The following is a 25,954-nucleotide window of genomic DNA, read 5'->3' on the forward strand; positions in this document are numbered from 1 at the left end:
CCGGCATCAGGCTCCGCGGCGCCGGCGCGAGAGCAGCAGCACGCCCGCCAGCACGAGCAGCACCGAGCCCGGCACGGACACCGAGGCGCAGTAGCAACTGGAGGGGCTCTCCGGCCGTTCTCTGTCCGGCGGCATCTCGCCCGGAAGGCCGACCGGCGCCCCGATGCCACCGGGGCTTCCCGCGTCCACGCCCGCGTCCGGCGTGCCCCCGTCCCCTCCCCCCGTTCCGTTGCCGGGAGCGGTGTCCACGACCAGGGGCGTGGGGAACCCGTTGGCGATCGCCGGCCAGGGGACGAGCTTGAGGTTCTCGTTGCCGGTGAAGTTGCTGCTGTCGTGCACGGCCACCAGCCCCAGGGGGAAGCGGCTGCCCAGGGCGAGGTTGCTCGCCACCACGAAGCGCGGACGTTCCACGGGGTCGATGCCACCATCCGCGACCAGGGTGACGCTGCCCCGGAAGGTATGCGCGGAGGGGTCTCTCTCGTAGATGCGCACGGAGTTGTCGCCGCCGCTCAGCGCCAGCAGATAGCCGCGGATACCGGAAGCCTTGTAGAGCGCCACCCCTCCCAGGGGTTGGAGGAGCCCGCCTCCCGTGACGGTATCCACCTCGGTCCGCGCATCCTCGGCATCGGGCTCGGCGCCGTACTGCCAGATGCCCACGCCCTGCTGGACGACGTAGAGCGTGCGCTGGGCATCGTCCACGGTCAGGCCCACCACGGCGCCCCCCACGTTCAAGGTGCGGACGGGATTGGACACCACTCCACCATCCGTCTGGGCGGAGAGCTCGAACTGCTGGACGAGTCCCGTCGCACTGCCCGCGAAGGCGAAGAAGCGTCCGGTGGTGGGGCTCGTGTACAGGGCCACGCTGTTGGGAATGAAGCCCTGGGGGGTGATGGGCGTCAGCCCGGCCCTGCGCACCTGGAGCGTCGAGGGCTCCACGACGTAGCCCACGAGCCCCTGGAGGGACTGGTTGGCCACCATCACCAGGGACTGGGAGATGCCCCCCACCGGGAAGCCCTCCTGCACGTCCACGCCCAGCGCGCCCCCCTCGGGGAGCTGCGCCAGCAGGGTGCCATCGAGCTGGTAGAGGAGGAGCCCGGCCTGGTTGTCCGCCACCAGCAGCAGGCTGCGGCCCGGATCCGTCGGGTGCACCCAGAGGACCGCGCCCTGGACCGCGGCCCCACCGCCGAGCACCTGCGCGGTCTCCGCCGAGGGTTGCACCTGGATGGCCTGCTGGGCCAGCACGGGCAGGCCGGTGAGAAGGACGGCCAGGGAAAGGAATGTTCGCAAGCGCACTGCGCCCTCCTGGGCGGTTTTCGCCGCAACGTGGTGTCCACGATTGACCGCCCGCGCAAGGAGGTGGTGCCCGGGAAGGTCGACCCCCGGTCAGGAGTGACGCGACCCGCCCCGGCATCCGTCCAGCGGCGCACGCGGGACGCCCACCCCGGCACTCCGATATCCTTCCGGAGGCAAGGAGCCGGCATGTCGAAGGGTCATAGGGGTCTAGGTAACTCGAGGCGGGTGGACGAGACGCGCATCGCCCCGCTGGAGGACGACGCGCACGTCCCTTCGCGGGGAGGGCTGTCGAACGAGACACGCATGGCGCCCCTGGAGGACCTGGAGGCCGACCGGGAGCCCGCGCCAGCGGCGGGCGAGTCCCACCGGACGCAGTTCGCCACGCACGCGGCGCTGTTCGCGGAGCGGCTCCGGGACAGGTTCTCCAAGAAGATCTACGGCCGCACACCGCACCGGGTGCTCCGCATCGACGAGCCCGAGGGCCCCAGCACCGCCGGAGGCCGCCTGGCCCGGCAGTCCATCTCCCTCATCCCCCGGCGCGGCACGGCGCCGACGATCGTCTGCGGCTGGGTGGACGTCTCCAAGAAGGAGGCGCAGCTGCGCGGCCACGAATCGGTCTCCAAGCGCTACGCGGCCCACCATGGCACGCCCCTCGACCTCCCCGCGGAGGACTACGAGCGCTGCATTGATGACCTGGTGGAGGCCCTGGCGGCGGGCGACATCAAGGTCCGGGTGCTCGTCCCCGAGGAGACCTCCTCCGCCGCCCAGGCGCCCTCCCCTCCCCCCTCGGCCGGCGCTCAGGGCTTCCCCTCCTGGATGGTGGGCACCATCGGCGCGGTGACCTTCATCCTGGGCCTGCTCCTGGGGCGACTGAGCCACTGAGCCCCCGGCCTCCCGCTCGGGAGCAAACGGCCCGGATTCATCCATCACAAGTCCGTCTGGAGCCCTCTTTCTCCACAGCGATGAGGAGAGGGTACATGGAGCAGTTCGACAAGGTGGATGCGGTATTCGAAGGCGGAGGCGTGAAGGGAATCGGCCTGGTGGGCGCGGTCGAGCACCTGGAGGAACTCGGCGTGAAGTTCCAGAACGTCGTGGGCACCTCGGCCGGAGCCATCGTCGCGGCGCTCCTCGCCTCGGGATACTCGGCCGCCGAGTTGGGCGCCATCATGGAGGATCTCGACTTCCGGCGGTTCCAGGACACGAGCACCATGGACCGGGTGCCGCTGGTCGGCCCGGCGCTGAGCGTGCTGCGTGAGAAGGGTCTCTACGAGGGGCAGTACTTCGAGAACTGGCTGCGCAAGCTGCTGGCCGACTCCCCCCGCAAGGTCAAAACCTTCCGAGACCTGCACATGGAGGGCGTGGAGCCCGGTTCGAAGTACTTCTACAAGCTCCAGGTCATCGCCGCCGACGTCACCCGGCGCAAGAAGCTCGTCCTGCCCCGGGACATCCTGGACTACGGCATCGATCCCGAGGACCTGGACGTGGCCCGGGCGGTGCGCATGAGCATGAGCATCCCCTTCTTCTTCGAGCCCGTCCGGCTCAAGTATGGCCAGGACGTCACCTGCTACATCGTGGACGGCGGCGTGCTCAGCAACTTCCCGGTCGACATCCTCGACGACGGGACGGCGCATCCCCAATGGCCCACCTTCGGCTTCAAGCTGGTGGACCGGGTGCAGGAGGATGGCCGGGCCACGGAGGAGCCGAGCCGCATCCGCGGTCCCCTGTCCCTCTTCCGGGCACTGTTCTCCACGATGATGGAGGCGCACGACGCGCGCTACATCCTGCAGAAGAACTTCGACCGCACCATCGCCATCCCCACCCTGGGCGTGAAGACCACGCAGTTCGGCATCAGCCGGGAGCTGAGCCAGTCCCTGCGGATGGCGGGCCGGGAGTCCGCGAGGCGGTTCCTCGAGACGTGGAACTTCGAGGCGTGGATCCAGAAGCACCGCATCCCCGAGCTCCTGGCCGTGAGGGCCGCGGAGACCACCGCGCGTTCCATCGGTGGCTCCGAGCCCGTGCCCGCGGTGATGTGAGGACCGCGGCCCTCCTCAGGGCTCGAGCAGCTCGACCGTGAGGAGCTGCTCCTCACCATCATAGCCCCCCGTGATGAGCACCCGGCCGTCGGGAAGCAGCGTGGCGGTGTGGCCGACACGGGGCGTGGTCATGCTGTCCGAGGAGGACCAGGTGCCGCTCTCCGGGTCATACATCTCCGACGAGGCCAGCCAGGAGCGACCATCGTAGCCCCCCGTCACGAGGATCTTCCCCGAGGGCAACACGAGGGCGGTGTGAGTGGCACGAGCCGTGTTCAGCTCACCGGTGGAGGACCAGGTGCCGTTGGCCGCGTCATAGAGCTCCGCGCCCGACAGGGAGGAGCCGTCCACCCCACCGCCCACGACCAGCACCCTGCCATCCGGAAGCAGTGAAGCCGAATGGTTCGCGCGAGCGGAGCCGAGGCCGCCAGTGGAGGACCAGGCGCCCGACTCCGGGTCGTACAGTTCCACCGTCGCGAGCGGGCTTCCCGCGGCGGTCCCCCCCGTCACCAAGACCCTGCCATTGGAGAGCACGGTGGCGGTGTGATCACGGCGAGCGGATGCCATGTTTCCGGCGGGAGACCAGAGGCCCGTCGCGGGGTCATACACCTCGGCGCTGGCGAGGGAGGAACCACCGCTCTCTCCACCCGTCACCAGGACCCGGCCATCGGAAAGCAGGGAGGCCGAATGGAAGACGCGAGGAGAGGACATGTCACCTGTGCGGGACCAGGTGCCCGACTCCGGCTCATACACCTCCGCCGAAAGGAGGACCTGCTCCACGCGGAGCCCGCTGCTCCCGCCCGTCACCAACACCTTGCCCGAAGGCAGCAGCGTGGCCGTATGACCGAAGCGGGAGGTCATCATGTTCTTGGCCGAGGCCCATGAGGCCTTGCCCGGGTCGTACACCTCCACCCTGGACCAGTAGGCGGTCTCATCGCGACCGCCCGTCACCAGCACCTTGCCGGAACCCAACAAAGTCGCGGTGTGCGAGACGCGGGCGACGGTCATGTTGTTGGCGGTCAGCTGGGGGTACTCCTGACAGGCGACGGCGCCCCCCAACAACAGCCCAGCGAGCAACACCACCAATCCTCTCGTCGCGTTCACGGTCTTCTCCGATGCGCAAATAGTGACGTGTCACGACATCATGCATGGAAGACGTGCGCCACCAGCCCCGAGCGAGGCCAACTTCCACGGGCAGACAATGCCCATGGAGCCTTTGCGTCACTTGGCCATCTGGAGCACGGGAAAGCCTGTCGCCAGCCTATCCGTCAAGGAATCGACGTGACGCAGGATGTGCCCGACATGCTGCCGCCCTGGCCGTGTAACGTCAGCGTGCGCTTCGAACATGACCAGACAATCGACAAATCATATCGCGGCGGAGATGCGCAGGCAGGCGGAGGAGAACCCGGATAAACCGGCGTTCGTCATCCAGGGCCTGAACTCACGCACGGTCGTGACGTACGGTGCGTTCGTCGAGCGCATCGCGCTTGCCACGGCTTTCCTGACGGAGCGCGGTCTGAAGCGCGGTGAGCGCTGCGCGCTGATCGGCGCCAACCATCCGGATTGGTGCGCGGCCTGGTACGCCATCGTCGGCCTCGGCGCCGTCGCGGTGACGCTGGATCCGCAGCTGTCCCCGGCGACGCTGGGTGCGCTCATGAAGGACGCCGACGCGCGCTTCGCCATCGCCGACGCGAAGGCCGCGGCCCAGAGCGCCGCGTGGACGCATCTCGAGCAGGTGTTCGGCCTGCACGAGCAGGCGAATGGCGTGTTTTCCAGTGACGCCGCCGCACCCGAGGAGCTCGTCGGCGGTGGCGACGAGCTGGCTGGACTGCTCTACACGTCGGGCACGACGTCCGAACCGAAGGGCGTCATGCTGACACACACGAATTTGATCGCGGCGGTGAACGGCACCGCACTCGCATTGCGCGCGGACCGCGGCGACGTGATCCTGTCGGTCCTCCCCTTCTTTCACATCCTCGCGCAGATCGGCGGCATGCTCGCTCCGCTCTCCGTCGGCGCGACGGTGGTGCTCCTCCCCGAGATCGAAGTCACTCGCATCACCGGCGCGCTGCGCGACGCTGGCATCACGATCTTCTTCTGCGTTCCGCAATTCTATCACCTGTTCCTGCGCCGCGTGCGCGCGCAGGTCGATGAGTCACCCAGGTTGCGACGCATGTTTCCGCGCCTGTTGCGCTGGAACCGCCGCGCCCGTGCCATCGGCTTCAACGCGGGAAAAGTCCTGTTCAAGAAGGTCCACGCCGCGTTCGGACCGAAGACGCGCGTGCTGCTCTCCGGCGGCGCGGCCCTGGATCCAGAAGCCGCGCGCACGTTCTACGCCCTGGGCATCGACATCCTGCAGGTCTACGGTCTCACCGAGACCGCCGGCACGATCGCGATCGGTCGGCCGGGCGAGACGGTCATCGGCACGGTCGGATGCGCGATGCCCGGTGCCGAGCTCCGCATCGACGTCCCGGACGGTAGAGGAAGCCCTCAGGCACCCGGCGAGGTGCTCGTCCGCGGTGCGATGGTGATGCCGGGCTACTACAACCGCCCGAGCGAGGCGACGATCGTGGACGGTTGGCTCCACACCGGCGACCTCGGGTACCTCGACGAGGACGGTCATCTCTATCTCCTGGGTCGCGCCGGAGACACCATCGTCCTTCCCAGCGGCAAGAAGATCCAGCCGAGCGAGCTCGAGACACACTTCGCGCGCTCGAAGCTCATCGCCGAGGTCGGCGTCACGCTCGCGCCCGGCGACGCGGGGAGCGACTCGCAGCTCCATCTCGTCGTCGTCCCCGACCTCGAGGCCATCCGCGCCGCGGGCACCGGCAACGTCGAGCAGGAGCTCCACGAGGAGGTCGCGCGCCTCTCCGCCGCGCTGCCGTCCTACAAGCGCGTCGCCGGTGTCACCATCACCCGCGAGCCCCTGCCACGCACCACCACGCGCAAGCTCAAACGCGCCGCGCTCCAACAATGGGTCAAAGCATCCAAGGGCGCCGAGCGCGTCGGATTGAAGCCGGTGTGGCGTGACACCGACCGCGCGTGGGCCGAGGACCCCGCGCACGCGCGCGCTCTCGAGCTCATCGCCGCGCGCGTGAACCACCCGCGCGCGGAGCTCCATCCGGATCTGCATCTCGACCTCGATCTCGGCCTTGATTCACTGGCGCGCCTGTCGCTGTTGTCGGATCTGCACGTCAACGCCGCGGGCGAGGTGCTGGCAACGGTGCAGTCCGTGCGAGATCTCGTCGAGGCCACGGCCAATGCCGCGCCCGCACCGGCCGCGCCCACTGCCGCTCACCCGCCGCCGCGAAGCCTGGCGCTGACCTTGCTCGCGTTCATGCTCCTGCGCTGCATCCGGGGCATGGAGTGGCTGCTCCTGGGCATGCGCGTCAAGAGCGCCGAGCATCTACGTCCACCGGGCGCGGCGCTGATCTGCCCGAATCACCAATCGATCCTCGACGTGTTCGTGATCCTGTCCATCCTCCCGTGGTCGATATTTCGCCGGACCTGCATGGTGGGGAAGCCGAAGTACTTCGGCGGGCTCCTGCTGCCACTGGTGCGTCGGATCGGCGTGGTGCCGATCGACGCCAGCCACAACCTCCCCGCGGCCATCGAGGAGAGCGCGGCGCAGCTCGAGCGTGGCGCGGTGCTGATCGTGTTCCCCGAAGGGACTCGCTCCTGGGACGGTGCCCTCCTGCCGTTCCGGCACGGCGCGGCGGTGATCGCGCAGCGCGCGCGGGCGCCCATCATCCCCGTGGCGATCGACGGTACCCACCGCGTCATGCCGCGCGGCGGGTTCTTTCGCGGCCTCCATCGCGTTACAATCCGCGTCGGTGCCGCGATCATGGATGACCCATCCGCCGACGTGAACGCGCGCACCGGTACGCTACGCTCGCGGATCTCCGCACTGCTGCAAGGAGCCCTCTCATGACCGAGCTGCCCACATGGATTCTTCGACAACTGCCCGAAGGCGTCGAGCGCCGCGAGATTCCCATCGCGGGCCATTCCATCCACGTCATGGAATTTGGCCAAGGGCAGCCCGTCTTCATGCTCCACGGTAATCCCGCCTGGGGCTTCCTCTACCGCAAGGTCATGGCCGCCCTCCGCGGCCAGCCGGTGCGCTGCATCGTGCCCGACCTCGTCGGCCTCGGCCTCTCCGACAAGCCGCGCGACCTGGGTGTGCACACGCTCGAGAACCACGCCGCATGGATCGGCGGCCTGATCGACGCTCTCGACCTCGACGACATGATCTTCGTCGGCCAGGACTGGGGCGGGCCCATCGGGATGCTCGCGCTCGCCGAACGGCTCGAGCGCGTGTCGGGCATGGTCATCCTGAACACCGTCCTCGGGCCGCCGCGCCCCGGGTTCCGTCCGACGCTGTTCCATCGCCTGAGCCAGATGCCCGTGCTCAGCGATGCCCTGTTCCGCGGCCTGCAATTCCCGCAGCTCGCGCTCTGGCTCGCGCAAGGGGACCGGAGCAGCATGCGCGGCGAGGTCGCCCGCGCCTATCGATGGCCGCTCCGGCACCTCCAGGACCGCACCGCGCCCCTCGCCCTCGCGCGCATGGTGCCGGACTCCATGGAGCATCCATCCATCGCGCCGCTCCGGCGCTGCCAGGAAGTCGCCGAGTCGTTCAAGGGCCCCATGCGCATCGTCTGGGGTGACCGCGATCCGGTGCTCGGACGCGTCATCGGGTGGCTCCAACGCCTCCTGCCACACGCGGAGGTCAAGCGCACCCAGGCCGGACACTTCCTTCAGGAGGAAGTGCCCGGCGACATCGCCAGCGCCATCACCTCGCTGGTCAACGGCGGGGCTAACGCCCGGGCTTCCGGATGATCGCCGCCAGATCCGTCACCGTCTCGATGCGGCTCAAGTCCTCGTCCTGAAACACGAATCCGATCCTATCCTCGAGGAACGTGATCATCCGCAGGTTGTCGACCGAGTCGATGCGGAGGCTCTCGAACCGCGTGTTCATGTCCACCGACTCGAAACCGGCGGCGAACTCCGGCCGCACCTTGATCAGCGCGGACTTCACCAGGTCGATGATCTCTCCGTCACTCATGTCTGTGCTCTTCCTCGTTCGTGTTCTTGGGCCAAAGCGAAAACCTGGCGCGCGCCCACCAGGACCGGGTCACCTGCAGCCCCAGGCGTAGACGCGCACCCATCGACCCCGCGTTGCGCGACCCTTCCCGCCCGAGCTTGCCTTCCAGATACTGCCGACGGGCCTTGCCGCGCTGAAGCTTGCCCGACGAGGTCTTGGGAATCGTCCCGGGTGGCAGACAGACCACGTCCGCCGGTGGAACGCCAATCACGCGCTTCACCGTCGCGGCGACCTCGGCCTTGAGGGCCTCCATGTCGCCGCCGCGCGTCTCGCACATGACCACCACGCCCTCGCTGTCATCGACTCGAACCGCGACCGCGATGGTCGTGCCAGCGCGCACGCCCGGGAGCTTGTTGACCTCCCACTCGATCGTCTGCGGGCTGATGTTGCGGCCGCGGATGATGATGAGATCCTTCGCGCGCCCCACCACGTAGAGCTCACCATCCACGAGGTAGCCGAGATCGCCGGTCTTGAGCCATCCGTCGGCGTCGATCATCTCGTCGGAGCCGCCCTCCTGATAGCCCTCCATCACCGACGGGCCGCGGAACACGATCTCCCCGCGCACGCCGTCCGGGCACGTCTGCCCCTTCTCGTTGACGACGCGCAGCTCGTGTCCGGGGATCACCTTGCCGCAGCCGATGTGGTACTCGACCTCTCCACCGTTGGGAGGCACGGACACGCCGTCGTCACGAAAGCGTTGGGCGTCGAGCGTCCGCACGTTCATCGGCTCGGTCGACGTCTTCATGCTGATCGCCAGCATCGATTCCGCCAGACCGTACGCCGGAAGGAGCACTTCGGGGCGCAGCCCGGTGCGCGCGAACTTGTCGGTGAAGCGCTTCAAGGTGTCGTAATGCAACGGCTCCGCGCCGACACCGAGGGCGCGAACGTGCCCCAGCGACCACCGCTCGAGATCCTCGTCCCTGGCGACGCGCGTCAGCCACCCGTAGGCGAAGTTCGGGGCGAAGGAGACGGTCGCCTTCTGGCGATGCATCGTCTCCATCCAGCACTCCGGACGCTTGAGGAAGCGCAGCGTTGGGATGAACGTCACCGCGACCTGCCAGTAGATCGGCCCGAGCACGAAGCCAATCAAGCCCATGTCGTGCTGGAGCGGAAGCCAGCTCACGCCGATGTCCACCCCCGGCTCCATGGAAAGCGACGCGCCCATGAAACCGTGAATGTTGGCGATGAGCGTGCCGCTGGTCGCCTTCACGCCTTTGGGCGTCCCCGTCGAGCCCGACGTGTATTGCAGGAACACCAGATCCTCCGGCCCCACCAACACCTCGCGCAGCGCCGACGCGTCTCCCGCGAGGGACGACGTCTCGACCACGCGCCCAAGGCTCGGCACGCGATCGACGAACGCCCAGAAGATGCTGGCCAGCCCGGCGCTCACCGCCAGTACGGTCGCGCCCGATGACGAAAGGATCGCCGCCGCCTGCCGCGTGTAGTTCTCGAGATTGCCGAGATGCATGGGCGGATAGAGCGGCACCGGGACGACACCCACGCGCAACGCGCCGAGGAACGTCGCGACGAAGTCCTCGGGGTCGATGACCACCATTCCCAGGCGATCACCCTTCTTCATTCCCAATGCTTGCAGCGCCGCGCCCCGACGGCGGCTCTCGGCATGAAGCTCGGGAAACGCGACGAAATGCTCCTCACCCCGCTCGTTCTGGAAGGTGAATCCACGCGTCGCCGGAGCCTCGTCCAACCTGAGCAATGCTTCATGCAGCGTGCGGCTTTCGTGCACGCCTCCAACCCTCGCGAGGAGACCAGGACTTTGTTTCATAACCCCCCCGGGCGGACCTACCCTCGGGTCGAAGGTTCATCGTCAGATTATGAAAGGATTCCTTATTCCAATGGCGGGCGAGGTGCAACTGCAATAAATACTCCCCGTGAATCGGGGGCAACCATGAGCGGATCCATTCGGTTTCGAGAAGAAGTTTACAGAATGTACATGAGCTTCTTCGAGACCGCCGAGAAGAAGCGGCGCTGGAGCGTGTATGAAGACATTCCGTGGGATCGCCTGAATCCGTCGGTCTACGACGAGGGGCGCGCGATGAACGTCGAGACGTTCTGCGGCGTCGAGCTCTACCTCCCCGATTATCTCGGCCAGGGCGTCAACCTCGTGCGCGAGAATTTCGGCCGGGCGTGGTTCCAGGCGAACTGGGGCTACGAGGAATCCAAACATGGCCTCGCGTTGAGGATGTATCTCCTCAAGACCGGACAGCGCACCGAGGAGCAGTTGCGCAACCTCGAGGACGCCATCGCGGCCCGGCCCTGGCGCCTTCCCTGGGACACGCCCCGCCGGATGACCTGCTACGGCGCCATCCAGGAGGCGAGCACGCTCCTCGCGTACGCACGCCAGATGGAGGACGCGCAGGGCGCCAACGACGAGGTGCTCGCGACCATCTACCGCCTCATCGCGCGCGACGAGGCGGCACACCAGCAGTTCTACCGCGCCGTCCTCAAGCTCGAGCTCGAGGAGCACCGCCATGAGACACTGGAGGATCTCGCCCTGGTGTCCGTTGGCTTCCGCATGCCAGCGATCGATCTCCTCCCCGACTCGGAGCGGCGCGTCGAGACGTTGCGCATGCACAACAGCTTCAATCGCTGGGGCTTCTTCCTGAAAGTCTGGATGCCGCTCCTCAAACTCCTGGGCGTATCGCGCCAGGAGTTCGCGGAGTATCAGCGACGAGCCATCGATCAGACGCGCGACAAGGCTAGCTGAACTTCCCCGGCAGGTCGGCCATCAGATCCGCCGCCGGGAGCAGCACCTCCGGGATCCCGAAGGAATCCACCAACAGATCGAGCTGCGGTGCCAGTCGCTGCGAATACTCCAGCACCGTGCGCTCGACGGAGATCCCTGAGAGCTCGAGCGATCCGTCGGAGACATCCCGGTACCAGCCGAGGTTGGCCGATACCGTCGACCACCCGTACAGCTCGCACAGCTCCACCAGGATGTCCTTCGCCGGACCCGGCTCGCAGGTGCCAATGACGCGCAGGAACTGCTTGTGCGTCTCGCGAATCGCGTACGCGCGGCCGACTTCGATGGCGAACGTGAGGATCTCGTTCCATGCATCGCCGCGATTCATTCCCGCGCCCAGGTGCTTCATGAACTCGCCACGCGTGTAGTCGATGAGCTGGTCGAACCGCGCCGCGAACAACGCCTGGTGCTTCGCGCAGGTGGCCGAGCAGGCGGTGGGATCGGGCTCGGCGGCATCCTTGAACGGACCTTTGCCCCCGGCGAAGTCCTCGAGCAGGATCCGCCCCGCGTACTGATACAGCACCACGTTGTCACCGGCCGCGTGCGCGAAGCCGTGCATGTCGAGCTGCGCCCGGGCGATCTTGTTGATGTGCCGGAACGAGTGCACACCGCAGCACTCGCGCGCGTTCTGGATGACCCGTGTCGCCGTCTCGTACGAATAGGCCTTGAACGACGCGCAGAGCGGTTGGAGCGGCGTGGGCAGCGGCTCGGGCATCGTGCGATCCGCCTCGAGGTGCATGCGCTCGAGCATGAGCGAGATCGCGTACGACTCGGCGACACCGGGCAGCAATCGCCGCTTGTGGCTGCTGTATTCGATGATGGGGCGTTCCGGGCCACCGCGCGGTCCGAACTGGCGCCGCTCCTTGCCATACCGCGCCGCGATGGTGAGGGCGACCTTCACTCCCGCCACCGCGAAGGGGACGAGCCGCTCGATCATGAGCGGTGAGATCTGCGCGCGAAAGAGATCGCCCGATGACGCGAACGACGTCACATACTTCCCTTCCGCCGTCACGTCCGCGAAGCGATTGAGCAGGTTCTCGCGCGGGATGCGCACGTGATCGAACATCGCCCCGCCGATCCCCACGCCGTTCAAGCCAATGAGCCAATCGACGTCGCTGATCTTCACGCCCGGCAGCGGACGTCCCTCTTCGTCCCGCACCGGCACCAGGAACGAGTGAATTCCCTTGCATTCTCCGTCGGGCATGTAGAGCTGCGCCATGACCGTGACGACCCGCGCGTTCCAGGCGAGCAAGGCGATCGCCCATTTCGCGTCGTGCCAGCTGGGCGTGTTGATGACGAACTCGCCGCGCTCGGGGTCGTACGTCGCGGTGGTGCCGAGACCCGCGAGATTGCTGCCGTGTCCGACCTCGGTCATGCAGAAGCACCCGGGGAGCCTGAAATCATTGGCGACGTCCACCAGGGGGCGATGCCGTTCGGTGCCGAGGAAGACCAGGCTTCCTCCGAAGATGAGGAAGTGACCGAACAACGTGGCCGCGACGCTTCCGTCGATCCAGCACGAATGCTCGCAGAACTTCATGTACTCGGATGGCTTCTGGTTCAGCTCGGCCAGGGACAGCAGGTCCGACTGGAGAAGCTTGCGCACCATGAAGTGCGTCTTCTCGCGAAACCCGTCGAGGTCCTCGTTCTGGAACGTCAGGGATGGATCCCACTGCTCATCGAAGTACCTGCGCAGCTTCCAGGCATAATCGGGGCGAGTGCTGTTCAGGATCCGGTAGAGCTGATCCTCGACGGAGGGCTGGGAAGCCAGGAGGGGCTGCATTGTCATGAGTGGGCCTCGGTGCGTCGACTATCGAGAACGAGGTAACCCACAACAAGACCGATGCGCAATCATTGTTCATCACGGAACGTCCTTCTTGATTGTTCCTCGTCGGTCGACCCGCTATCCTCGGGACCGTCATTGACCAGGGGGGGCGCGGTTCGATGGCGAGTCCCTGGGAAATTGGCTGATGAAAATATCTGGCGTTACCGGAAGATCGGCCGCGCTGGGACTCGTGAAGGAGACATCCATGAACATTCCGACGCAGACGTCAGCGAGCATCCGCGAACAAGACATCACGTTCAACGCGACGGACGGCTTCCCGCTCTCCGGGCGGCTCCTGGTTCCGGAGCGCCCGACCGCGGCCGTCCTGTTCTCCCCGGCGACCGGGTTGCCCAAGGAGTTCTACCTCCATTTCCTGCGCTACGGCGCGGAGCGCGGCGTGGCGTGCCTGGTCTACGACTACCGCGGCGTCGCCGCCTCGGCGCCCAAGGAGCTGCGCGGATTCAAGATGGATACTCCGGATTGGGGGCGCCTCGACATGTCCGCCGCTCTCGAGCGCTTGATCGAAGCCGCACCGGGCGTCCCCGTGTTCCACGTCGCGCACAGCATCGGTGGGCACATCACGGGGTTCATGCCCAACCATCAGAAAATCACCCGGCAGGTGTTCATCGGCGTCGGGTTCGGGACCTGGTGGAAACACCGCTTCCCGAAACAGCCACTGGTCGATCTCTTCTTCTGGTGGATTTACGGACCGCTTCAGCTGGCGACGAAGGGCTTCATTCCCTCCGGCGGACTCTGGGGCGGTTCAACCTTGCCCGCCGGCGCGTTCAAGACCTGGCGGCGCTGGTCGCACAAGGCTGATTACTTCCGCGGCGAGCTCAGCGATCGATTGAAGCCACATTATTTCAATGAAATCGCGACGCCGATCATCTCATACGTGTTCACGGATGATCCCTTGACGACCCCCGAAACCGCGCGCGCATTCCTCGAGTTCATGCCCAAGACGAAGAAGGACGTGCGCGTGCGCAGCCCTTCAGACCTCGGTGTCAAGAAATTGCAGCATCAGGATGTCTTCCGGCGAAGCAACTCGGCGGCGTGGCCCGAGCTGTGGCGAGCGGTGCTGGAAGGCGCTTGAGAACGGAGAGGCCATCCGAGCCCAGGGGACATCGCCGCTCTGCCTTGCTTCCAAGCGGCGATGCCAACCCCTGAGTGGATGGGGTTCGGACGACTCAAAGCCCCAGCCAGCACGACTCGAGGATCATCTGCCCCGGGACTCGCCTGGTCGAGCCCTTGGTCTCGACGGTCAACTCCGCGTCGGTCACCAGCGTGTGATAGATCTGCCTCGTCGTCGCCGACGGGAATGACACGAGCGGCGCGTTGCGCTGCGGGTCCGCCTTCACCGACAACTGGAGGCCGTTGTACGCGAAGCGCATCTCGCCGCCGCTGTAGATCTTGTGGTGCGGACCCTCGCCCGCTGTCGTGCGGTTCTTGAAACCCAGGCTCCTGTCGAACAGGTTGAAGCCGCTGAACACGGGCTTGTCCTCCTCCTTTTGCACGTACAGGAACACGCCCGGCGACCCGAACACGTTCCATTCGGGATGGAGGAAATGACACCAGAACCAGCCCTTCTTGCTGAGGCGTTCCGGCGCGTCATCGAAACGTCCCTGCTCGTGGTAGCCGTGACCGTCAATGGCGATTCGTTCCGAACCCCAGGACAGCTCACCGCTGGCCTTGCCGCGCGGCACCTGCGAGACGTAGCTGAACGCCTCGCCGCTCAGCGCTCCGCCGAGCAGCGCGGCGCGGCCCAGTCCGGGCAGCGTCCCCGTCGGGAACGCCGAGAACGGGCGCGCCACCGCGCGGACTTCCAGCTGCCCCTTCACCTCCTCCAGATCGAACACGAATCGATATGTCGCCGGGTCGGTGCCCTCGCGGACGATGGTCACGCCGGGGATCTCGAGGCGCAGCCCGTCTTCCGAGACGCGCATGCGCGACGAATCCAGCGTCCTGGTCACCGACCGTGACTTGCGGTCCTTGCCGTCGACCATCGCCACGAATACCAGCGCGTCGTCGAGATTCGCCTTGACCACGTCCGGCCACCACTTCTTTGGCACGAACGCCACGAGCAGCACGCTTCCATCGCTCGTCACGACGTCCACGTACCACCACTGCATTCTCGCTTTCTTCTCGAGGAAGTTCTTCCGCTCCAACTTCCTCAGCTCCCCACCCGATTGAATGCGCCGGTAATCAATCAGCATACGCTCAGTCTACACCAAAACCGCCCACAATGCTTTATCAAACGCTCCAAGTTTGATTTTCGCACTGTTGGCGGCGGTCAAGAGGAAGAGAAGCATGACGTGGGGCGGGCGTGCTACCGCTGGCGCCCCTCGTTGTCTCCATGAAGAAGGTTGGTCGCAACGAGATCCCGATTGGCTCCAGCGACTCGTGCCGTGGTCCGCTCATGAGGAACATTCGTCCGAGTGGCGGAGGGGGAGCTCGCAGCCGCGGACTCGGACTCGGGCATGTCGCTGAGCAGGGGTTGCCCGCGCCGCAGCACGGAGCTCAGCCAGGCCCCGGCCGCCTGGGAGGTCAACACCGCCACCGCGACCAGCGTGGTGTAGAAGGCGGGGCTGATGATGCCAGCATCGAATGCCACGCTGGCCACCGCGATGCCCGGTCCTCCGCGAGCGTTCGTCGCCACGGCGAGGTTGATGGCATCCGAGGGAGGGAAGCCGGCGAGCCGGGCCCCCAGTCCCACCGAGGCCAGTTTGATGACACAGGCGACCACGAGGAAGGCGAAGAGCATGCCTGGTGAGAGCGCATTGATGAGCGCCAGCTTGTAGCCGACCAGCGCGAAGTAGAGCGGGATGAAGAGCGCGTTGGAGAGCCCCGCGATGGAGTCCAGCGTCTCCTGGGTGAACGAGGAGCTCCTCGAGGCCGCCAGGCCGGCGAGGAAACCGGCGAAGACCTGGTTGATGTCGAGGAAGTCCGCCACCGCGGCATAGGCCAGGAGCAGCAGGACCACATTCGTCACGGGAGACATGCGCGCGAACGGTTTCCAGCGCGCCGCGTTCAGCCATTGAAGGACCTGGGGCACCAGGAACAGGCCCAGGACCATGTAGAGCACGGTCACGCTGATGTGCCGCGCGATGTCGCTCCAGGGCAGCGCGCTCGCGCGTGCCAGGGAGAGGGCCCCGGCCAGTCCCCCCCAGAGCGCGATGTCCTCCACCACCGCGACCCCCAACACGAGCCGCGCGAAGCGCGTATGCAGCACCTGGAGATCCTGGAAGATGCGCGAGATGACGGGGATGGAGGTGATGGAGACGGAGATGCCGATGATGAGCAGGAGCGCGACGGGATGCCCCGCCGGGCCCATGAGCGAGTCCAGGGGCAGACTCATGCCCAACGCGGTGGCCATGAGGAAGGGCAGCACCGTTCCGAGCGAGGTCAGCCAGGCAATCTTCCGTCGATCATCCGGGTGGAACAGGGAGTGGATGCCCGCCCCCGACAGGAACATCAACATCAGCAGCCCGAACGCATAGAGGAAATCCAGGGCGGGCTGGTGGTGGGTTCCAGGCCTTGGAAAGAATTCCAGGCGCCCCAGAAGCGCGGGTCCCGCGAGCACGCCCGCCAGTATTTCTCCCACCACGCGCGGTTGCCTCAACCGCACGCAGAGGGCGCCGAGCAGGTGGGCCAGGAGCAGCAGGACGAAGAGGAAGAGGACCAGCGATTCTGGCTTGGACATGGCTCCTGGTGGTCCTCTTCGGTTGTATGGCCAATATGGAAAGCTACGACAGCGGGCGTACGTACGCCGAGCCAAGGATTTGCACCTGGCACGCCAGGCGCACATTGGGGCGTCCCTCGGACACCTCCTCGACGACGATGGCCTCCAGCCCGTCCATGGGAGAGAGGTTCTCCATGCCCTGCTCGACAACGATGGCGCACGTGCCGCATGAAGCCGCGCGGCAACTGAACATGATGCACGTCTGGTGATGCTCGCAGATGTCGATGAGCATCTCCCCGGACCTGACCTTCAATACATCGTCCCCAACCCGAAGCTCGATCTCCTGCCCACTCCGCTCGGAACTCATGCTCGCCTCGCCCTGTCCTCGGGGCTCACACGGTGCCCTGCGCGTAGGACAGATACCGCTCGAAAGCCTCGCCCTGGGGAGTCAGCGCCAACTCCATGCTCTCGGCCAGACGGCGCAACTGCCCCGCGATCCACCGTCGCGAGCGCTCGAACTCGGCGCTGGCGGGGATCGTGATGCCCTCGGACTTCCATAGATCGCGCAGCGCCTCGGCGGTGAGCGGGAAGTCGGCGAGCTCGGGGTGCTGGAGCGCCCGATCGAGCACGCCCAGGCCCGTCTCGAAGTTCCAGGTAGCCGCCGCATCCCCGGAGAAGCGCTTGTCGATCATCGAGTACATCGTGATGCGCATCGCCCCCGAAATGAGCTCACGCGATCTGGGCGTGGCACGCCGGAAGAGGCCGAGCCCCAGCTCCAGTGAGGTGGTGAGGTGCCGGGCCTCGTCCTCCGCATGGCCAGCGACGATCTGCAGCGCCAGCGGCGAGGCGACCTTCTCGTCGATGCCGGCCGTCATGAAGCCCTCGAGCTGCTTGAGCGCCAGGTTGAGGATGTAGCGCATCAGCAGGTACATGGAGCCGAAGCCGTTGTCGCACAGCTTCCCCCGGTACCGCTCGAGCATGGCCGGGACGGCCTTGAGATGGGGGAAGAACTCTCCGCCAATGACATCTCCGCGCCCGATGAGCGCCTGGCAGACGTTGCGGAAGGTGATGATGTGGTCGAACTCCTCCGCCGTCTCGTGGAAGAGGACCATGTAATTGTCCGAGTACACAGGGAAGACCGCCGCGGACGCCTCCATGTTGTAGCGCAGCGCCACCGACTCCGAGGTGGCGATCTCCGAGTAGGCCCGCGCGAAGTAGTACGCGGTCAGCACGGAGAGCTGCTCGGGCCGGAGCGTGGAGAGGTAGGGGCACTCGCGCAGCGGCAAGAGCAGGAAGTCCGGGTTGCAGTACAGCTTGCTCTTGTCGATGCCCTCCTGCTTCATCGTCAGGCCAAGCCCCTTGAGCTCAAGGGGCGTGCGATGAGCGTGCTCGAAGAGCTTGATCTGCCTCCTCAACAGCTTGTCTACCGGGTCGACCTGATCCACGGAACGAGTCCTTTCTTCACGAATACGAGCGACCGCCGCCCAGGAGGCCGAGGATCTGCTCCTCCTGCCACCGGGGGCACGTCTCGAGGTAGCTCCAGACCGACTCCAGCCGACGCTGGACCTCGTCTGGTAAACGCGTCACGAGCTTCCCGCTCTGGGGCATGATGAGCTGCCGCGTCCGCCCGCGTAGAACTTCCTGGCCATCCCGCATCTTCACGATGCGATAGGCGAACTCGATGAAGGGGGTGCGCAGCGGCTGGCGCAGCAGGGAGATCTGGGTGATGAGCTCATCCTCCTCGTGCGCCGGCTTCTTGTACTCGACCCACAGATCCACCATGGGGACCGCCAGATGGAACTCCAGCAGGTCCGACACGCTCAGCTGGGTGCGGCGTGCCAGGTCGGCCCTCGCCGCCTCGAAGTAGGCGAGCGCATGGCCATGCCAGAGATACCCGTACCGGTCCACCTCACCGAAGCGGACGCGGCCGGGAGTCTCGTGGTAGCCGAGCACCTGCACCTGCTTGCTCATGAAGCGACCTCATCGAAGCGGGCCCGCACCTCCGGCGGAATCGAGAAGCCCAACTCCTGGCAGCCCGGGAGGTTGAGCGTGAGCTTCTGCCCCGGGTCATTCTCGAAGGGCACCTCGCTGACGGGCTTGCCGTCGCGCAGGATGGACAGGCACATCCGGCCCACCAGGCGTCCCACGGCCTCGAAGTCGCTGGAGAAGTCCGCCACGCCCGCCTGCTTGATGATGGCCGCGTTGTTGACCCAGAAGAGCGGGACGCGTCGGGCGCGGGAGTACTCGAGGAGCGCCTTCACCGCCCTGCCGCTGAGCACCGTGTCGTTGAATCCGATGAGGGCGCTGCGCTCCGCCTTCATCGTGTCCAGCCCGGCCTGCAGTTCCTCGAGCGTGGCGTACGGACCCTCGTGGTAGCCCACCCCCAGCCGCTCCGCCATGAACGCCACGCTTCGGTAGCCGACATGGCTGGAGGGGCTGGTGATCCAGAATCCCTCCTTTTTCGCCCGGGAGAGCTCGTAGTTCTTCTTCACGTTGGGGAACGCGAACTCGGAGCTCAGGTTGAGCGGGAAGTAGACCCGCTCCAGGTCGGGCACCACGCTCTTCAGCAGCGAGAAATTCTCATAACTCCAGATGAGCGGCAGGTTGAGCCGCACCCCGGTGATGTTCGGATGGCCGAGCAGCTCCATCCCGTTGTTCTCCGGGTGGGCCCCGAAATACACCACGGGGATGTCCCGGTTCACCTCCGCGACGCGCACCACCGAATCCGTGCCCGGGATGATGAGAACGCGAACGCCCTCTTCCCGGTAGCGGGCGAGCAGCTGGGTGAGCTCTTCACGGGTGGGGGGAATGCGCTGGAACTGGAGATCGAAGTCGCGCAGGCCCGATTTCAATCGGGTGATGGCCGAGACGAACCCCACCACCCAGCGGTTCTGCCGGCCCATGGTGGAGTAAGGAGCGCTGTCCTCCTTCTCATAGATGTACGAGCTGACGACACGGACGCGGTAGGGCAAGGAGCTCGCCGTCACGCGGCCCTCCGCTCTTCGATGAAGGAGATGAGCGAGGCCAGCTTGAAGGCGCTGTTGCCCTGTTTGGTGCGCTCCTGCTCCAGCCAGTTGTCGAAGCGCACGGAGTCGCCGAATGCATCCTCGAGCCGGACACCCACCTCGATGAGCTTGAGCGAGTCGAGCCCCAGCTCGGGCAGAGCCGTCTCCTCGGTGAGGTCCAGGTTCTTCAGTTGGGGCTCAACATCGGAGAGGCAGCGGTGGATGAGAGAGCGGATTTCCAGGCGACTCATAGGGTCATGCACTCCGACTGGGTCGAGGAGGTGGCTGGTTCACTTGAAGAGAACGGCCTTCAAGTAGTTGGTCTGGCTGATGACGACCTGCTTGAGGGTGTCGGTGACGTTCGTCTCTCGCGCGCTCTGCCGGCCCTGCAACTCGCCCCGCTCGTACAGCTCACGCGTCTTGGTGCGCTGCAGCTTGCCGCTGGACGTCTTGGGGAGCTGCCCTGGCTGGAGCACCACCACTTCGTGGAGTGCGATGCCCAGCGCGGTCTGTACCGTCCGGACGACAGTCAGGGGGTCGAACGAGGCCGGGTCGGCGATCTCCACCGCCAGGACGATCCGCTCGAACCCCTCGCCCGTGCCAGAGGCCTCGTGCGTGCCGAAGGCGACGAGGTTGCCCTTGCGCACTCCCGGTACGGTGGTGGCCACGTGTTCGATGTCCTGCGGGAAGTAATTGCGGCCGTTGAGGATGATCATCTCCTTGAGCCGGCCGCAGACGTGGAGCTCACCGTCGAGGATGAAGCCGAGATCACCCGTGCGCAGATACTCGCCAGCGAACACCTGGGCGGTCGCATCCGGATCTCCCCAATACTCCTTCATGACGCTGGGGCCGGCGATGCGGATCTCCCCGATATGCCCATCCGGCAGGGGGGACGCGCTGGTCTCATCCGTCAGGTCGAAAATGGCCAGCTTGTGTCCGGTGAAGGGCTTGCCACACGCGACGATTTCCGACGCCCCCTCCAATTGCCTTGTCGGGAGGGCGACGCGCTCCTCGCTCATGCGGTTGTGGTCCACGAGCGTCGAGGGCAACCCCGCGCCTGGCCTCCCCACCGCGATGGCCAGCGAGGACTCGGCCATGCCGTACAGGGGCAGCAGGGCTTCGGCTCGGAAGCCCTGGGGAGCGAAGGTCGCGGCGAAGCGCCGCAGGACTTCCGCACGGATGGGCTCGCCGCCGCATCCGGCGATGCGCCAGGCGGACAGATCCAATCCCTGCCGTTGCGCCTCCGGGATGCGCTTGACGGCCAGGGCGAAGGCGAAGTTGGGCGCGCAGGAGATGGTGCCGCGGGTCTTGCTGTGGATCTCCAGCCACGTCAGCGGCCGCTGCAGGAAGGTCAGCGGCGAGATGAACGTAACGGGCCGTTGGTAGAACATCGGGCCCAGCAGGAAGCCGATGAGCCCCATGTCGTGGAAGAGGGGAAGCCAGGAGACGCCCACGTCCTCGGACGTCACCCGGAAGCCTTCCTCCATGAAGCAACGGATGTTGGCCGCCAGGTTCCGGTGGGTGACGGTGACCCCCTTGGGATTGGACGTGGAGCCACTGGTGAACTGGAGGAAGGCCACGTCGTCCAGATTCACCTTCCGGGGCTGCATGGGTGCGGCGGCGTCCGCGAGCGACTCGACGGAGATGATGCTCCGCACGCTCTCGCACTGGCTCTGCACCGTGCCGAGCAGGAGCTTGATCTTCGCGTTCGTCACCACCGCCGCCGCGCCACTCCGCCTGACGATGTGCCGCACGCTCTCGAGATAGCCGTCCAACTGACCGAGCCCGTGCATCGGGTAGATGGGCACGGGGATGATTCCCACGCGAATCGCGCCCAGGAATGTGAGGATGAACTCGTCATTCTCCGGGAGGATGATGGCAATCCGTTCGCCCTGCTTCAGCCCCGCCGCCTGCAGCGCGCCGGCTCGGGCCGCGGTCTGCTCTGCCAATTCCGGGAATGTGATGAGCCGGGTCTGCTCGGTGTTGCCGCTTCGACTGACAAACGAGAAGCCACTGCGAGCATCAGCGCCCGTCAATCGTTCTACCGCCTCCGCGACAGTCACTTCCCTGGCCATCCGGAATGCCTCCGACGACGCGAACGACAAGTCGATGATGCGATGACGTCAGACCTGCTGACGTGTGTCCGAGGCTTCGACAAGCCAAGATGCCCGGAATGGGGACTCGCCTCGCCTGGAAATCACCTCGTGACAGCGGCTCCGTGCTCCCCCTACCGCGAATTCCCATGACAACCCGGAGTCACGTACCACTGAACTGCCAGTGAAGCAATACCGACCCCTTACCCACGAGGTGGAGACCCCATTCTGTTAAACGTTGAACCCGATAGGGATTGCCCAGCTAGAAACTTTCAAGAATGGGCGATGAGCACATCAACGCCGCAGTGCCGCCTCGTAGGCCGCGAGCGTCTCGTCCGCGCAGCGCGCCCAGGTGAAACGCGCCGCCTGCTTGCGCCCCGCCTCCGCCCAGCGCCGCCGCTCCGCGTCCGATTGCAGCAGCCGATCCATCGCCTCCGCCAGGCCCTCCGCGTCGTCCGGCCTCACCGCCGGAGCCCCCTCACCGCACACCTCTGGCGTCGCCCCCGTCGTCGACACGATGGCCGGCGTCCCCAACCTCATCGCCTCCAGCGGCGGCAGACCGAAGCCCTCGTAGCGCGAGGGGAACACGAACACCGTCGCCCTGCGCATCAGCTCGTAGAACACCTGCTCGGACTGGTACCCCAGCGGCCGGATGTCATGGCCCTCGGAGCGCATGCGCGCCACGCGTGACTCCACCGACCCCGAGCCGAACCAGCTCTGACCCACCAGCACCAACGCCGCCTGCCGCCCCCGCGCCTTCAGCCGCTCGAGCGCGTCCAGCACCAGGCCCACGTTCTTGCGCACGTCCAGCGAGCCCGCGTACAGCACGAAGCGCGACGGCAGCGACAGCGTGCGCAGGTAGGCCTCCGCGGTGGCGTCCGGCACGTGGCGATCCACGTGGTCCACCCCGTTGTAGGTCACCGTCACCTTGTCGGACACCTCGGGGTGGCGCGCCAGCAGGTCATCCCGGGTGCACGCGCTCACGCAGAGGATGCGGTCCGCCACCTGGACACTCCGGGCCAGCCACAGGCGGAACTGCCAGTGGTAGGCCCGGGACACCGTCTCGGGCATCGACAACGGAATCAGGTCATGAACGGTGAGGACGTAGGGCTTGCCGGGGGTGCGCACCAACGGGAGGTTGAAGTTGCCGAGCGCGTGGTACAGCCGCGCCTCCGTCTCGCGCAGCGCCCGGGGCAGCCGGCCCAGCACGTAGGCCGTGCGCCCCATGCGGCCACGCGGGTCCTCGCCGGACACCCGGGCCCCCAGCCGCTGCAATCGCACCCCTCGGGCCTCCAGTGCGTCGGCCAGGCAATGGGTGTACAGGCCGATGCCCGTGATGGGCTCGTCCCACAGGCTCGCATCGAAAGCGACAGGACCGATGGACACGGGGCGCCTCATAGCACGGCGCTGTGATAGGCAGGGTTCCCCTATGGCGGTCCATCAGCTGATTCCGAGCTTCGTGGCCGGAGACGCCTCCGGACAGGCGGCGCTGCACCTGCAACTCCTGCTGCGCCGGCTGGGCCACTCCGGCGAGCTGTACGCGGGCGAGGTGGGCCCCGGCCTGGACTCCCTCGCCCATCCCGTGTCGGCGCTGCGCCCGGGCCCGGATGACCTCGTCCTCTACCACCACGGCATCGCCTCGCCCCTGAGCAGCCGGCTGCTGCACCTGCCCTGCCGCCGCGGCATCGTCTTCCACAACATCAGCCCCGCGAGCTTCTACGCGGGCACCCCGCTCGCCGAGGCGCTCCTCACCGGCCGGGCGCAGCTGGCCGCCATGGCCCCCTTCGTGGACCTGGCCCTCGGCGTGTCGGACTACAACTCCGCCGAGCTGCGCGAGGCCGGCTACCGCGACGTCCACACCGTCCCCCTCTTCGTCGAGCCCGAGCGCTTCTCCGAGTCCAACGCCGACAAGGACCTGCTGCGGCGCCTGTCCGGCACGGGCCCCGTGGTGCTCTCGGTGAGCCGCGTGGCGCCGCACAAGCGCTTCGAGGATCTGCTCGCGCTGCACGCGGAGCTGCTGAAGCTGCGGCCCGAGGCGCGCCTGCTCCTGGTGGGCGGCTACGAGCCCGGAAGCCGCTACTTCAAGTCGCTCCAGCGCACGGCGCGCGAGCTGTCCGGGGTGCACTTCCTCGGGCGGCTCAACCACGCGGAGCTGGTGGCCGCCTACCGCACCGCGGACGTCTTCGTCTCCATGAGCGAGCACGAGGGCTTCGGCGTCCCGCTCATCGAGGCCATGGCGGCGCAGGTGCCGGTGCTGGCCTACGCGGCGGCGGCCGTTCCGGAGACGCTCGGGGGCGCGGGCATCGCCTTCGATCAGAAGCGCTTCGCCTTCCTGGCCGAGCTGGTGGTGGACATGTGCGAGGACCTGTCGCTGCGCGAGCGCCTGCTCGCGGGCCAGGCCAAGCGGCTCGAGCACTTCTCCGCCAAGGCGAGCCAGAAGGCCCTCGCCAGGGCCCTGGGCGAGGACAGGCGGCCCAGACCCCGAGTGCCGTCCAGGAAGAAGCCCCGGGTGGGCGTGGTGGTGCAGCGCTACGGCGAGGTGACGGGCGGTGCCGAGCGCCACGCGCAGCAGGTGGTGGAGCAGCTGGCGCCGCACTGGGAGCTGACGGTCCTCACCACATGCGCGAAGAACCACCTCACCTGGGAGAACGTCTTCCCGCCGGGCGAGGAGCAGGACGCGCACGTGAAGGGCGTGCGGGTGCTGCGCTTCCCGGTGACGCGCGTGCGCAACATCCGCCCGTTCAACGCACTGTCGAAACAGGTCTTCGACAAGCCCAACGAGCGGCTGCGCGAGGAGCACTGGGTGGCCGAGCAGGGCCCCCTGGCCCCCGGCCTGCTCGAGCACCTGGACACGCACGGGGCGGACTACGACGGCTTCGTCTTCTTCACCTACCTGTACGCGCCCACCGTCTGGGGCCTGCCCATGGTGGCGCAGCGCTCGCTGCTCGTCCCCACGGCGCATGACGAGCCGCCCATCCGCTTCGGCGTGTACGCGGACGTCTTCGAGCGCCCGCGCGCCCTCCTGTGCAACACGCCCGAGGAGGTGGAGCTCATCGGGCGCTACTACCCGGACCATGCACCCGCGCGGGTGGTGGGCGTGGGGGTGGACGTACCGGCGAAGGTGGACTCCCAGCGCTTCCGCGAGAAGTACGGGGTGCGCAACCCCTACCTGCTCTACGTAGGGCGGTTGGAGGCTGGCAAGGGCATCCCCGAGCTGCTCGCGCACCACCGGGAGCTGAAGGGGCGCTTCCACGACGCGCCGGACCTGGTGCTCGCGGGCGAGGCGCACATGGAGCTGCGCGGCGAGGGCGTGCGCCACGTCGGCCGCATCAGCGAGCAGGACAAGTACGACGCGCTGGCCGGCGCGCTGGCGGTGGCGGTGCCCTCGCGCTTCGAGAGCCTCTCGCTGCTCACCCTGGAGGCCTTCGCCTCGGGCACGCCGGTGCTCGTCAACGGGCACTCGGAGGTGCTGGTGGGCCAGGTGGAGCGCAGCCGGGCGGGCCGGACGTACACGGACCTCGACTCGTTCATCTCCGGCCTGCGCGAGGTGGGCGAGCACCGCGCCACCCTGAGCCGGCGCGCGAAGACCTTCGCCGCGAAGTACACGTGGCCCCGGGTGGTGGACGCCTACCGGGAAGAGCTGGATTCCATCCTCAGGGAGAAGAGCCGATGAAGCTGATGGGACGGGACATCCCCGCGCGCGAGCTGCTCGCGCGCATCGAGGAGCGCCTGCGCACGCGGGGGCTGCCCACCTCGGAGCCCGCGGACGTGCCCACCCAGGGCGTGGAGCCTCGGGTGGATCCGCTCTCCTTCAACCTCCAGGCGCTGGAGGAGAACGCGGACGCCACGCGTCCCCTGCCCCTGCACACCCACCGGGGTGGCGCGGGCCAGCTCGTGCTGGTGGCCAAGTGGGCCTTCCGCAAGACGTGCCAGGTGCTCATCAACGAGACGCTCTCGCGCCAGCGCGTCTTCAACGGCCACGTGCGCGACTCGTACGCGCAGCTCTCCGCCGAGGTGATACGCCTGCGCGGCGAGGTGGAGGCCCTGCGCGCCGCCCAGCCCGCCACGCCCCCGGCCAAGGCCCCGCCTCCAGCCGCGCCGACGCCCTCCACGCCGTCCCGCCCGAAGCGCACGGCGAAGCAGAGCCGGGCCTCCGAGGAGTAACCCGCG

The 25,954-nt window shown here is 67.1% G+C and carries 22 protein-coding genes; 8 read left to right on the plus strand and 14 right to left on the minus strand.

Annotation, left to right across the window (positions count from 1 at the left end):
• Window positions 1-6: 6 nt before the first annotated feature.
• Window positions 7-1,287 (minus strand): myxosortase-dependent phytase-like phosphatase, encoded by a 1,281-nt coding sequence (locus JRI60_RS36690; protein ID WP_204220567.1) that lies wholly within the window; start codon window positions 1,285-1,287, stop codon window positions 7-9.
• A gap of 192 nt (window positions 1,288-1,479) precedes the next feature.
• Between JRI60_RS36690 and JRI60_RS36695 the strand changes: the two genes are divergently transcribed.
• Both JRI60_RS36695 and JRI60_RS36700 read left to right on the plus strand, forming a co-directional pair.
• On the plus strand, window positions 1,480-2,175 hold the full coding sequence (locus tag JRI60_RS36695; protein ID WP_204220568.1) for a hypothetical protein: 696 nt from the start codon (window positions 1,480-1,482) through the stop codon (window positions 2,173-2,175).
• Between the two features lie 95 nt (window positions 2,176-2,270).
• Window positions 2,271-3,326, plus strand: coding sequence for a patatin-like phospholipase family protein (locus tag JRI60_RS36700; RefSeq protein ID WP_204220569.1), 1,056 nt, complete (start codon window positions 2,271-2,273; stop codon window positions 3,324-3,326).
• Between the two features lie 15 nt (window positions 3,327-3,341).
• Here the strand turns inward: JRI60_RS36700 and JRI60_RS36705 are convergent, their stop codons facing one another.
• A complete protein-coding gene (locus JRI60_RS36705) occupies window positions 3,342-4,427 on the minus strand; it encodes a Kelch repeat-containing protein (RefSeq protein WP_204220570.1) in 1,086 nt (361 codons plus the stop codon).
• Between the two features lie 241 nt (window positions 4,428-4,668).
• On the opposite strand from JRI60_RS36705, the gene JRI60_RS36710 reads away from it, so the two are divergent.
• Window positions 4,669-7,254, plus strand: a complete 2,586-nt coding sequence (locus JRI60_RS36710) for an AMP-binding protein (protein WP_204220571.1) — start codon at window positions 4,669-4,671, stop codon at window positions 7,252-7,254.
• Entirely contained in the window at window positions 7,251-8,159 is a 909-nt protein-coding gene (locus JRI60_RS36715; protein WP_204220572.1) for an alpha/beta fold hydrolase, read from the plus strand. The genes JRI60_RS36710 and JRI60_RS36715 overlap by 4 nt, the downstream gene beginning before the upstream one ends.
• Here JRI60_RS36715 and JRI60_RS36720 read toward each other — a convergent pair.
• Together JRI60_RS36720 and JRI60_RS36725 are read right to left on the minus strand one after the other, a co-directional pair.
• Window positions 8,137-8,385, minus strand: coding sequence for an acyl carrier protein (locus tag JRI60_RS36720; protein ID WP_204220573.1), 249 nt, complete (start codon window positions 8,383-8,385; stop codon window positions 8,137-8,139). The two genes, JRI60_RS36715 and JRI60_RS36720, sit on opposite strands and share 23 nt — an antisense overlap.
• On the minus strand, window positions 8,378-10,168 hold the full coding sequence (locus JRI60_RS36725) for a fatty acyl-AMP ligase (protein WP_204220574.1): 1,791 nt from the start codon (window positions 10,166-10,168) through the stop codon (window positions 8,378-8,380). The genes JRI60_RS36720 and JRI60_RS36725 overlap by 8 nt, the downstream gene beginning before the upstream one ends.
• Before the next feature lie 207 nt (window positions 10,169-10,375).
• On the opposite strand from JRI60_RS36725, the gene JRI60_RS36730 reads away from it, so the two are divergent.
• The gene (locus JRI60_RS36730; protein WP_239469928.1) at window positions 10,376-11,149 is read left to right on the plus strand and encodes an acyl-ACP desaturase; all 774 of its coding nucleotides are present in this window, start codon (window positions 10,376-10,378) and stop codon (window positions 11,147-11,149) included.
• On the opposite strand, the gene JRI60_RS36735 is transcribed toward JRI60_RS36730, so the two are convergent.
• Window positions 11,142-12,971 (minus strand): acyl-CoA dehydrogenase family protein, encoded by a 1,830-nt coding sequence (locus JRI60_RS36735; RefSeq protein ID WP_204220575.1) that lies wholly within the window; start codon window positions 12,969-12,971, stop codon window positions 11,142-11,144. The two genes, JRI60_RS36730 and JRI60_RS36735, sit on opposite strands and share 8 nt — an antisense overlap.
• 241 nt (window positions 12,972-13,212) lie before the next feature.
• Between JRI60_RS36735 and JRI60_RS36740 the strand changes: the two genes are divergently transcribed.
• Window positions 13,213-14,100: an alpha/beta hydrolase family protein gene (locus JRI60_RS36740; protein ID WP_204220576.1), complete on the plus strand. Its 888-nt coding sequence runs from the start codon at window positions 13,213-13,215 to the stop codon at window positions 14,098-14,100.
• A gap of 94 nt (window positions 14,101-14,194) precedes the next feature.
• On the opposite strand, the gene JRI60_RS36745 is transcribed toward JRI60_RS36740, so the two are convergent.
• The 9 genes from JRI60_RS36745 to JRI60_RS36785 all read right to left on the minus strand — a co-directional run bounded on the left by JRI60_RS36745 (window position 14,195) and on the right by JRI60_RS36785 (window position 23,170).
• The gene (locus JRI60_RS36745) at window positions 14,195-15,220 is read right to left on the minus strand and encodes a hypothetical protein (RefSeq protein WP_204220577.1); all 1,026 of its coding nucleotides are present in this window, start codon (window positions 15,218-15,220) and stop codon (window positions 14,195-14,197) included.
• 113 nt (window positions 15,221-15,333) lie between these two features.
• A complete protein-coding gene (locus JRI60_RS36750) occupies window positions 15,334-16,707 on the minus strand; it encodes a cation:proton antiporter (RefSeq protein ID WP_204220578.1) in 1,374 nt (457 codons plus the stop codon).
• A 43-nt stretch (window positions 16,708-16,750) separates the two neighbouring features.
• A complete protein-coding gene (locus tag JRI60_RS36755) occupies window positions 16,751-17,053 on the minus strand; it encodes a 2Fe-2S iron-sulfur cluster binding domain-containing protein (RefSeq protein ID WP_204220579.1) in 303 nt (100 codons plus the stop codon).
• Window positions 17,054-17,078: 25 nt separating this feature from the next.
• Window positions 17,079-18,131: a diiron oxygenase gene (locus JRI60_RS36760; protein WP_204220580.1), complete on the minus strand. Its 1,053-nt coding sequence runs from the start codon at window positions 18,129-18,131 to the stop codon at window positions 17,079-17,081.
• A gap of 16 nt (window positions 18,132-18,147) precedes the next feature.
• Window positions 18,148-18,657: an acyl-CoA thioesterase gene (locus JRI60_RS36765; protein WP_204220581.1), complete on the minus strand. Its 510-nt coding sequence runs from the start codon at window positions 18,655-18,657 to the stop codon at window positions 18,148-18,150.
• Entirely contained in the window at window positions 18,654-19,673 is a 1,020-nt protein-coding gene (locus tag JRI60_RS36770) for an ABC transporter substrate-binding protein (RefSeq protein ID WP_204220582.1), read from the minus strand. The genes JRI60_RS36765 and JRI60_RS36770 overlap by 4 nt, the downstream gene beginning before the upstream one ends.
• Window positions 19,670-19,942 carry an acyl carrier protein gene (locus JRI60_RS36775; RefSeq protein ID WP_204220583.1) on the minus strand — a complete coding sequence of 91 codons (273 nt, stop codon included), beginning with the start codon at window positions 19,940-19,942 and terminating at the stop codon, window positions 19,670-19,672. Before JRI60_RS36775 ends, JRI60_RS36770 begins: the two co-directional genes overlap by 4 nt.
• A 39-nt stretch (window positions 19,943-19,981) precedes the next feature.
• On the minus strand, window positions 19,982-21,640 hold the full coding sequence (locus JRI60_RS36780; protein WP_239469930.1) for a fatty acyl-AMP ligase: 1,659 nt from the start codon (window positions 21,638-21,640) through the stop codon (window positions 19,982-19,984).
• Window positions 21,641-22,078: 438 nt separating this feature from the next.
• The gene (locus JRI60_RS36785; protein ID WP_239469932.1) at window positions 22,079-23,170 is read right to left on the minus strand and encodes a glycosyltransferase family 4 protein; all 1,092 of its coding nucleotides are present in this window, start codon (window positions 23,168-23,170) and stop codon (window positions 22,079-22,081) included.
• A gap of 43 nt (window positions 23,171-23,213) precedes the next feature.
• Between JRI60_RS36785 and JRI60_RS36790 the strand changes: the two genes are divergently transcribed.
• Together JRI60_RS36790 and JRI60_RS36795 are read left to right on the plus strand one after the other, a co-directional pair.
• Entirely contained in the window at window positions 23,214-25,457 is a 2,244-nt protein-coding gene (locus JRI60_RS36790; RefSeq protein ID WP_204220586.1) for a glycosyltransferase family 4 protein, read from the plus strand.
• Window positions 25,454-25,948: a hypothetical protein gene (locus JRI60_RS36795; RefSeq protein ID WP_204220587.1), complete on the plus strand. Its 495-nt coding sequence runs from the start codon at window positions 25,454-25,456 to the stop codon at window positions 25,946-25,948. Before JRI60_RS36790 ends, JRI60_RS36795 begins: the two co-directional genes overlap by 4 nt.
• Window positions 25,949-25,954 lie beyond the last annotated feature (6 nt).

The organism is Archangium violaceum (assembly GCF_016887565.1).
GTDB classification, from domain to species: domain Bacteria; phylum Myxococcota; class Myxococcia; order Myxococcales; family Myxococcaceae; genus Archangium; species Archangium violaceum_B.

Coding starts and splice junctions, on each gene's coding strand:
- JRI60_RS36695 (WP_204220568.1), top strand. CDS start 1,480: ATGTCGAAGGGTCATAGGGGTCTAGGTAACTCGAGGCGGGTGGACGAG.
- JRI60_RS36700 (WP_204220569.1), top strand. CDS start 2,271: ATGGAGCAGTTCGACAAGGTGGATGCGGTATTCGAAGGCGGAGGCGTG.
- JRI60_RS36710 (WP_204220571.1), top strand. CDS start 4,669: ATGACCAGACAATCGACAAATCATATCGCGGCGGAGATGCGCAGGCAG.
- JRI60_RS36715 (WP_204220572.1), top strand. CDS start 7,251: ATGACCGAGCTGCCCACATGGATTCTTCGACAACTGCCCGAAGGCGTC.
- JRI60_RS36720 (WP_204220573.1), bottom strand. CDS start 8,385: ATGAGTGACGGAGAGATCATCGACCTGGTGAAGTCCGCGCTGATCAAG.
- JRI60_RS36730 (WP_239469928.1), top strand. CDS start 10,376: ATGAGCTTCTTCGAGACCGCCGAGAAGAAGCGGCGCTGGAGCGTGTAT.
- JRI60_RS36735 (WP_204220575.1), bottom strand. CDS start 12,971: ATGACAATGCAGCCCCTCCTGGCTTCCCAGCCCTCCGTCGAGGATCAG.
- JRI60_RS36740 (WP_204220576.1), top strand. CDS start 13,213: ATGAACATTCCGACGCAGACGTCAGCGAGCATCCGCGAACAAGACATC.
- JRI60_RS36745 (WP_204220577.1), bottom strand. CDS start 15,220: ATGCTGATTGATTACCGGCGCATTCAATCGGGTGGGGAGCTGAGGAAG.
- JRI60_RS36750 (WP_204220578.1), bottom strand. CDS start 16,707: ATGTCCAAGCCAGAATCGCTGGTCCTCTTCCTCTTCGTCCTGCTGCTC.
- JRI60_RS36755 (WP_204220579.1), bottom strand. CDS start 17,053: ATGAGTTCCGAGCGGAGTGGGCAGGAGATCGAGCTTCGGGTTGGGGAC.
- JRI60_RS36765 (WP_204220581.1), bottom strand. CDS start 18,657: ATGAGCAAGCAGGTGCAGGTGCTCGGCTACCACGAGACTCCCGGCCGC.
- JRI60_RS36775 (WP_204220583.1), bottom strand. CDS start 19,942: ATGAGTCGCCTGGAAATCCGCTCTCTCATCCACCGCTGCCTCTCCGAT.
- JRI60_RS36790 (WP_204220586.1), top strand. CDS start 23,214: ATGGCGGTCCATCAGCTGATTCCGAGCTTCGTGGCCGGAGACGCCTCC.
- JRI60_RS36795 (WP_204220587.1), top strand. CDS start 25,454: ATGAAGCTGATGGGACGGGACATCCCCGCGCGCGAGCTGCTCGCGCGC.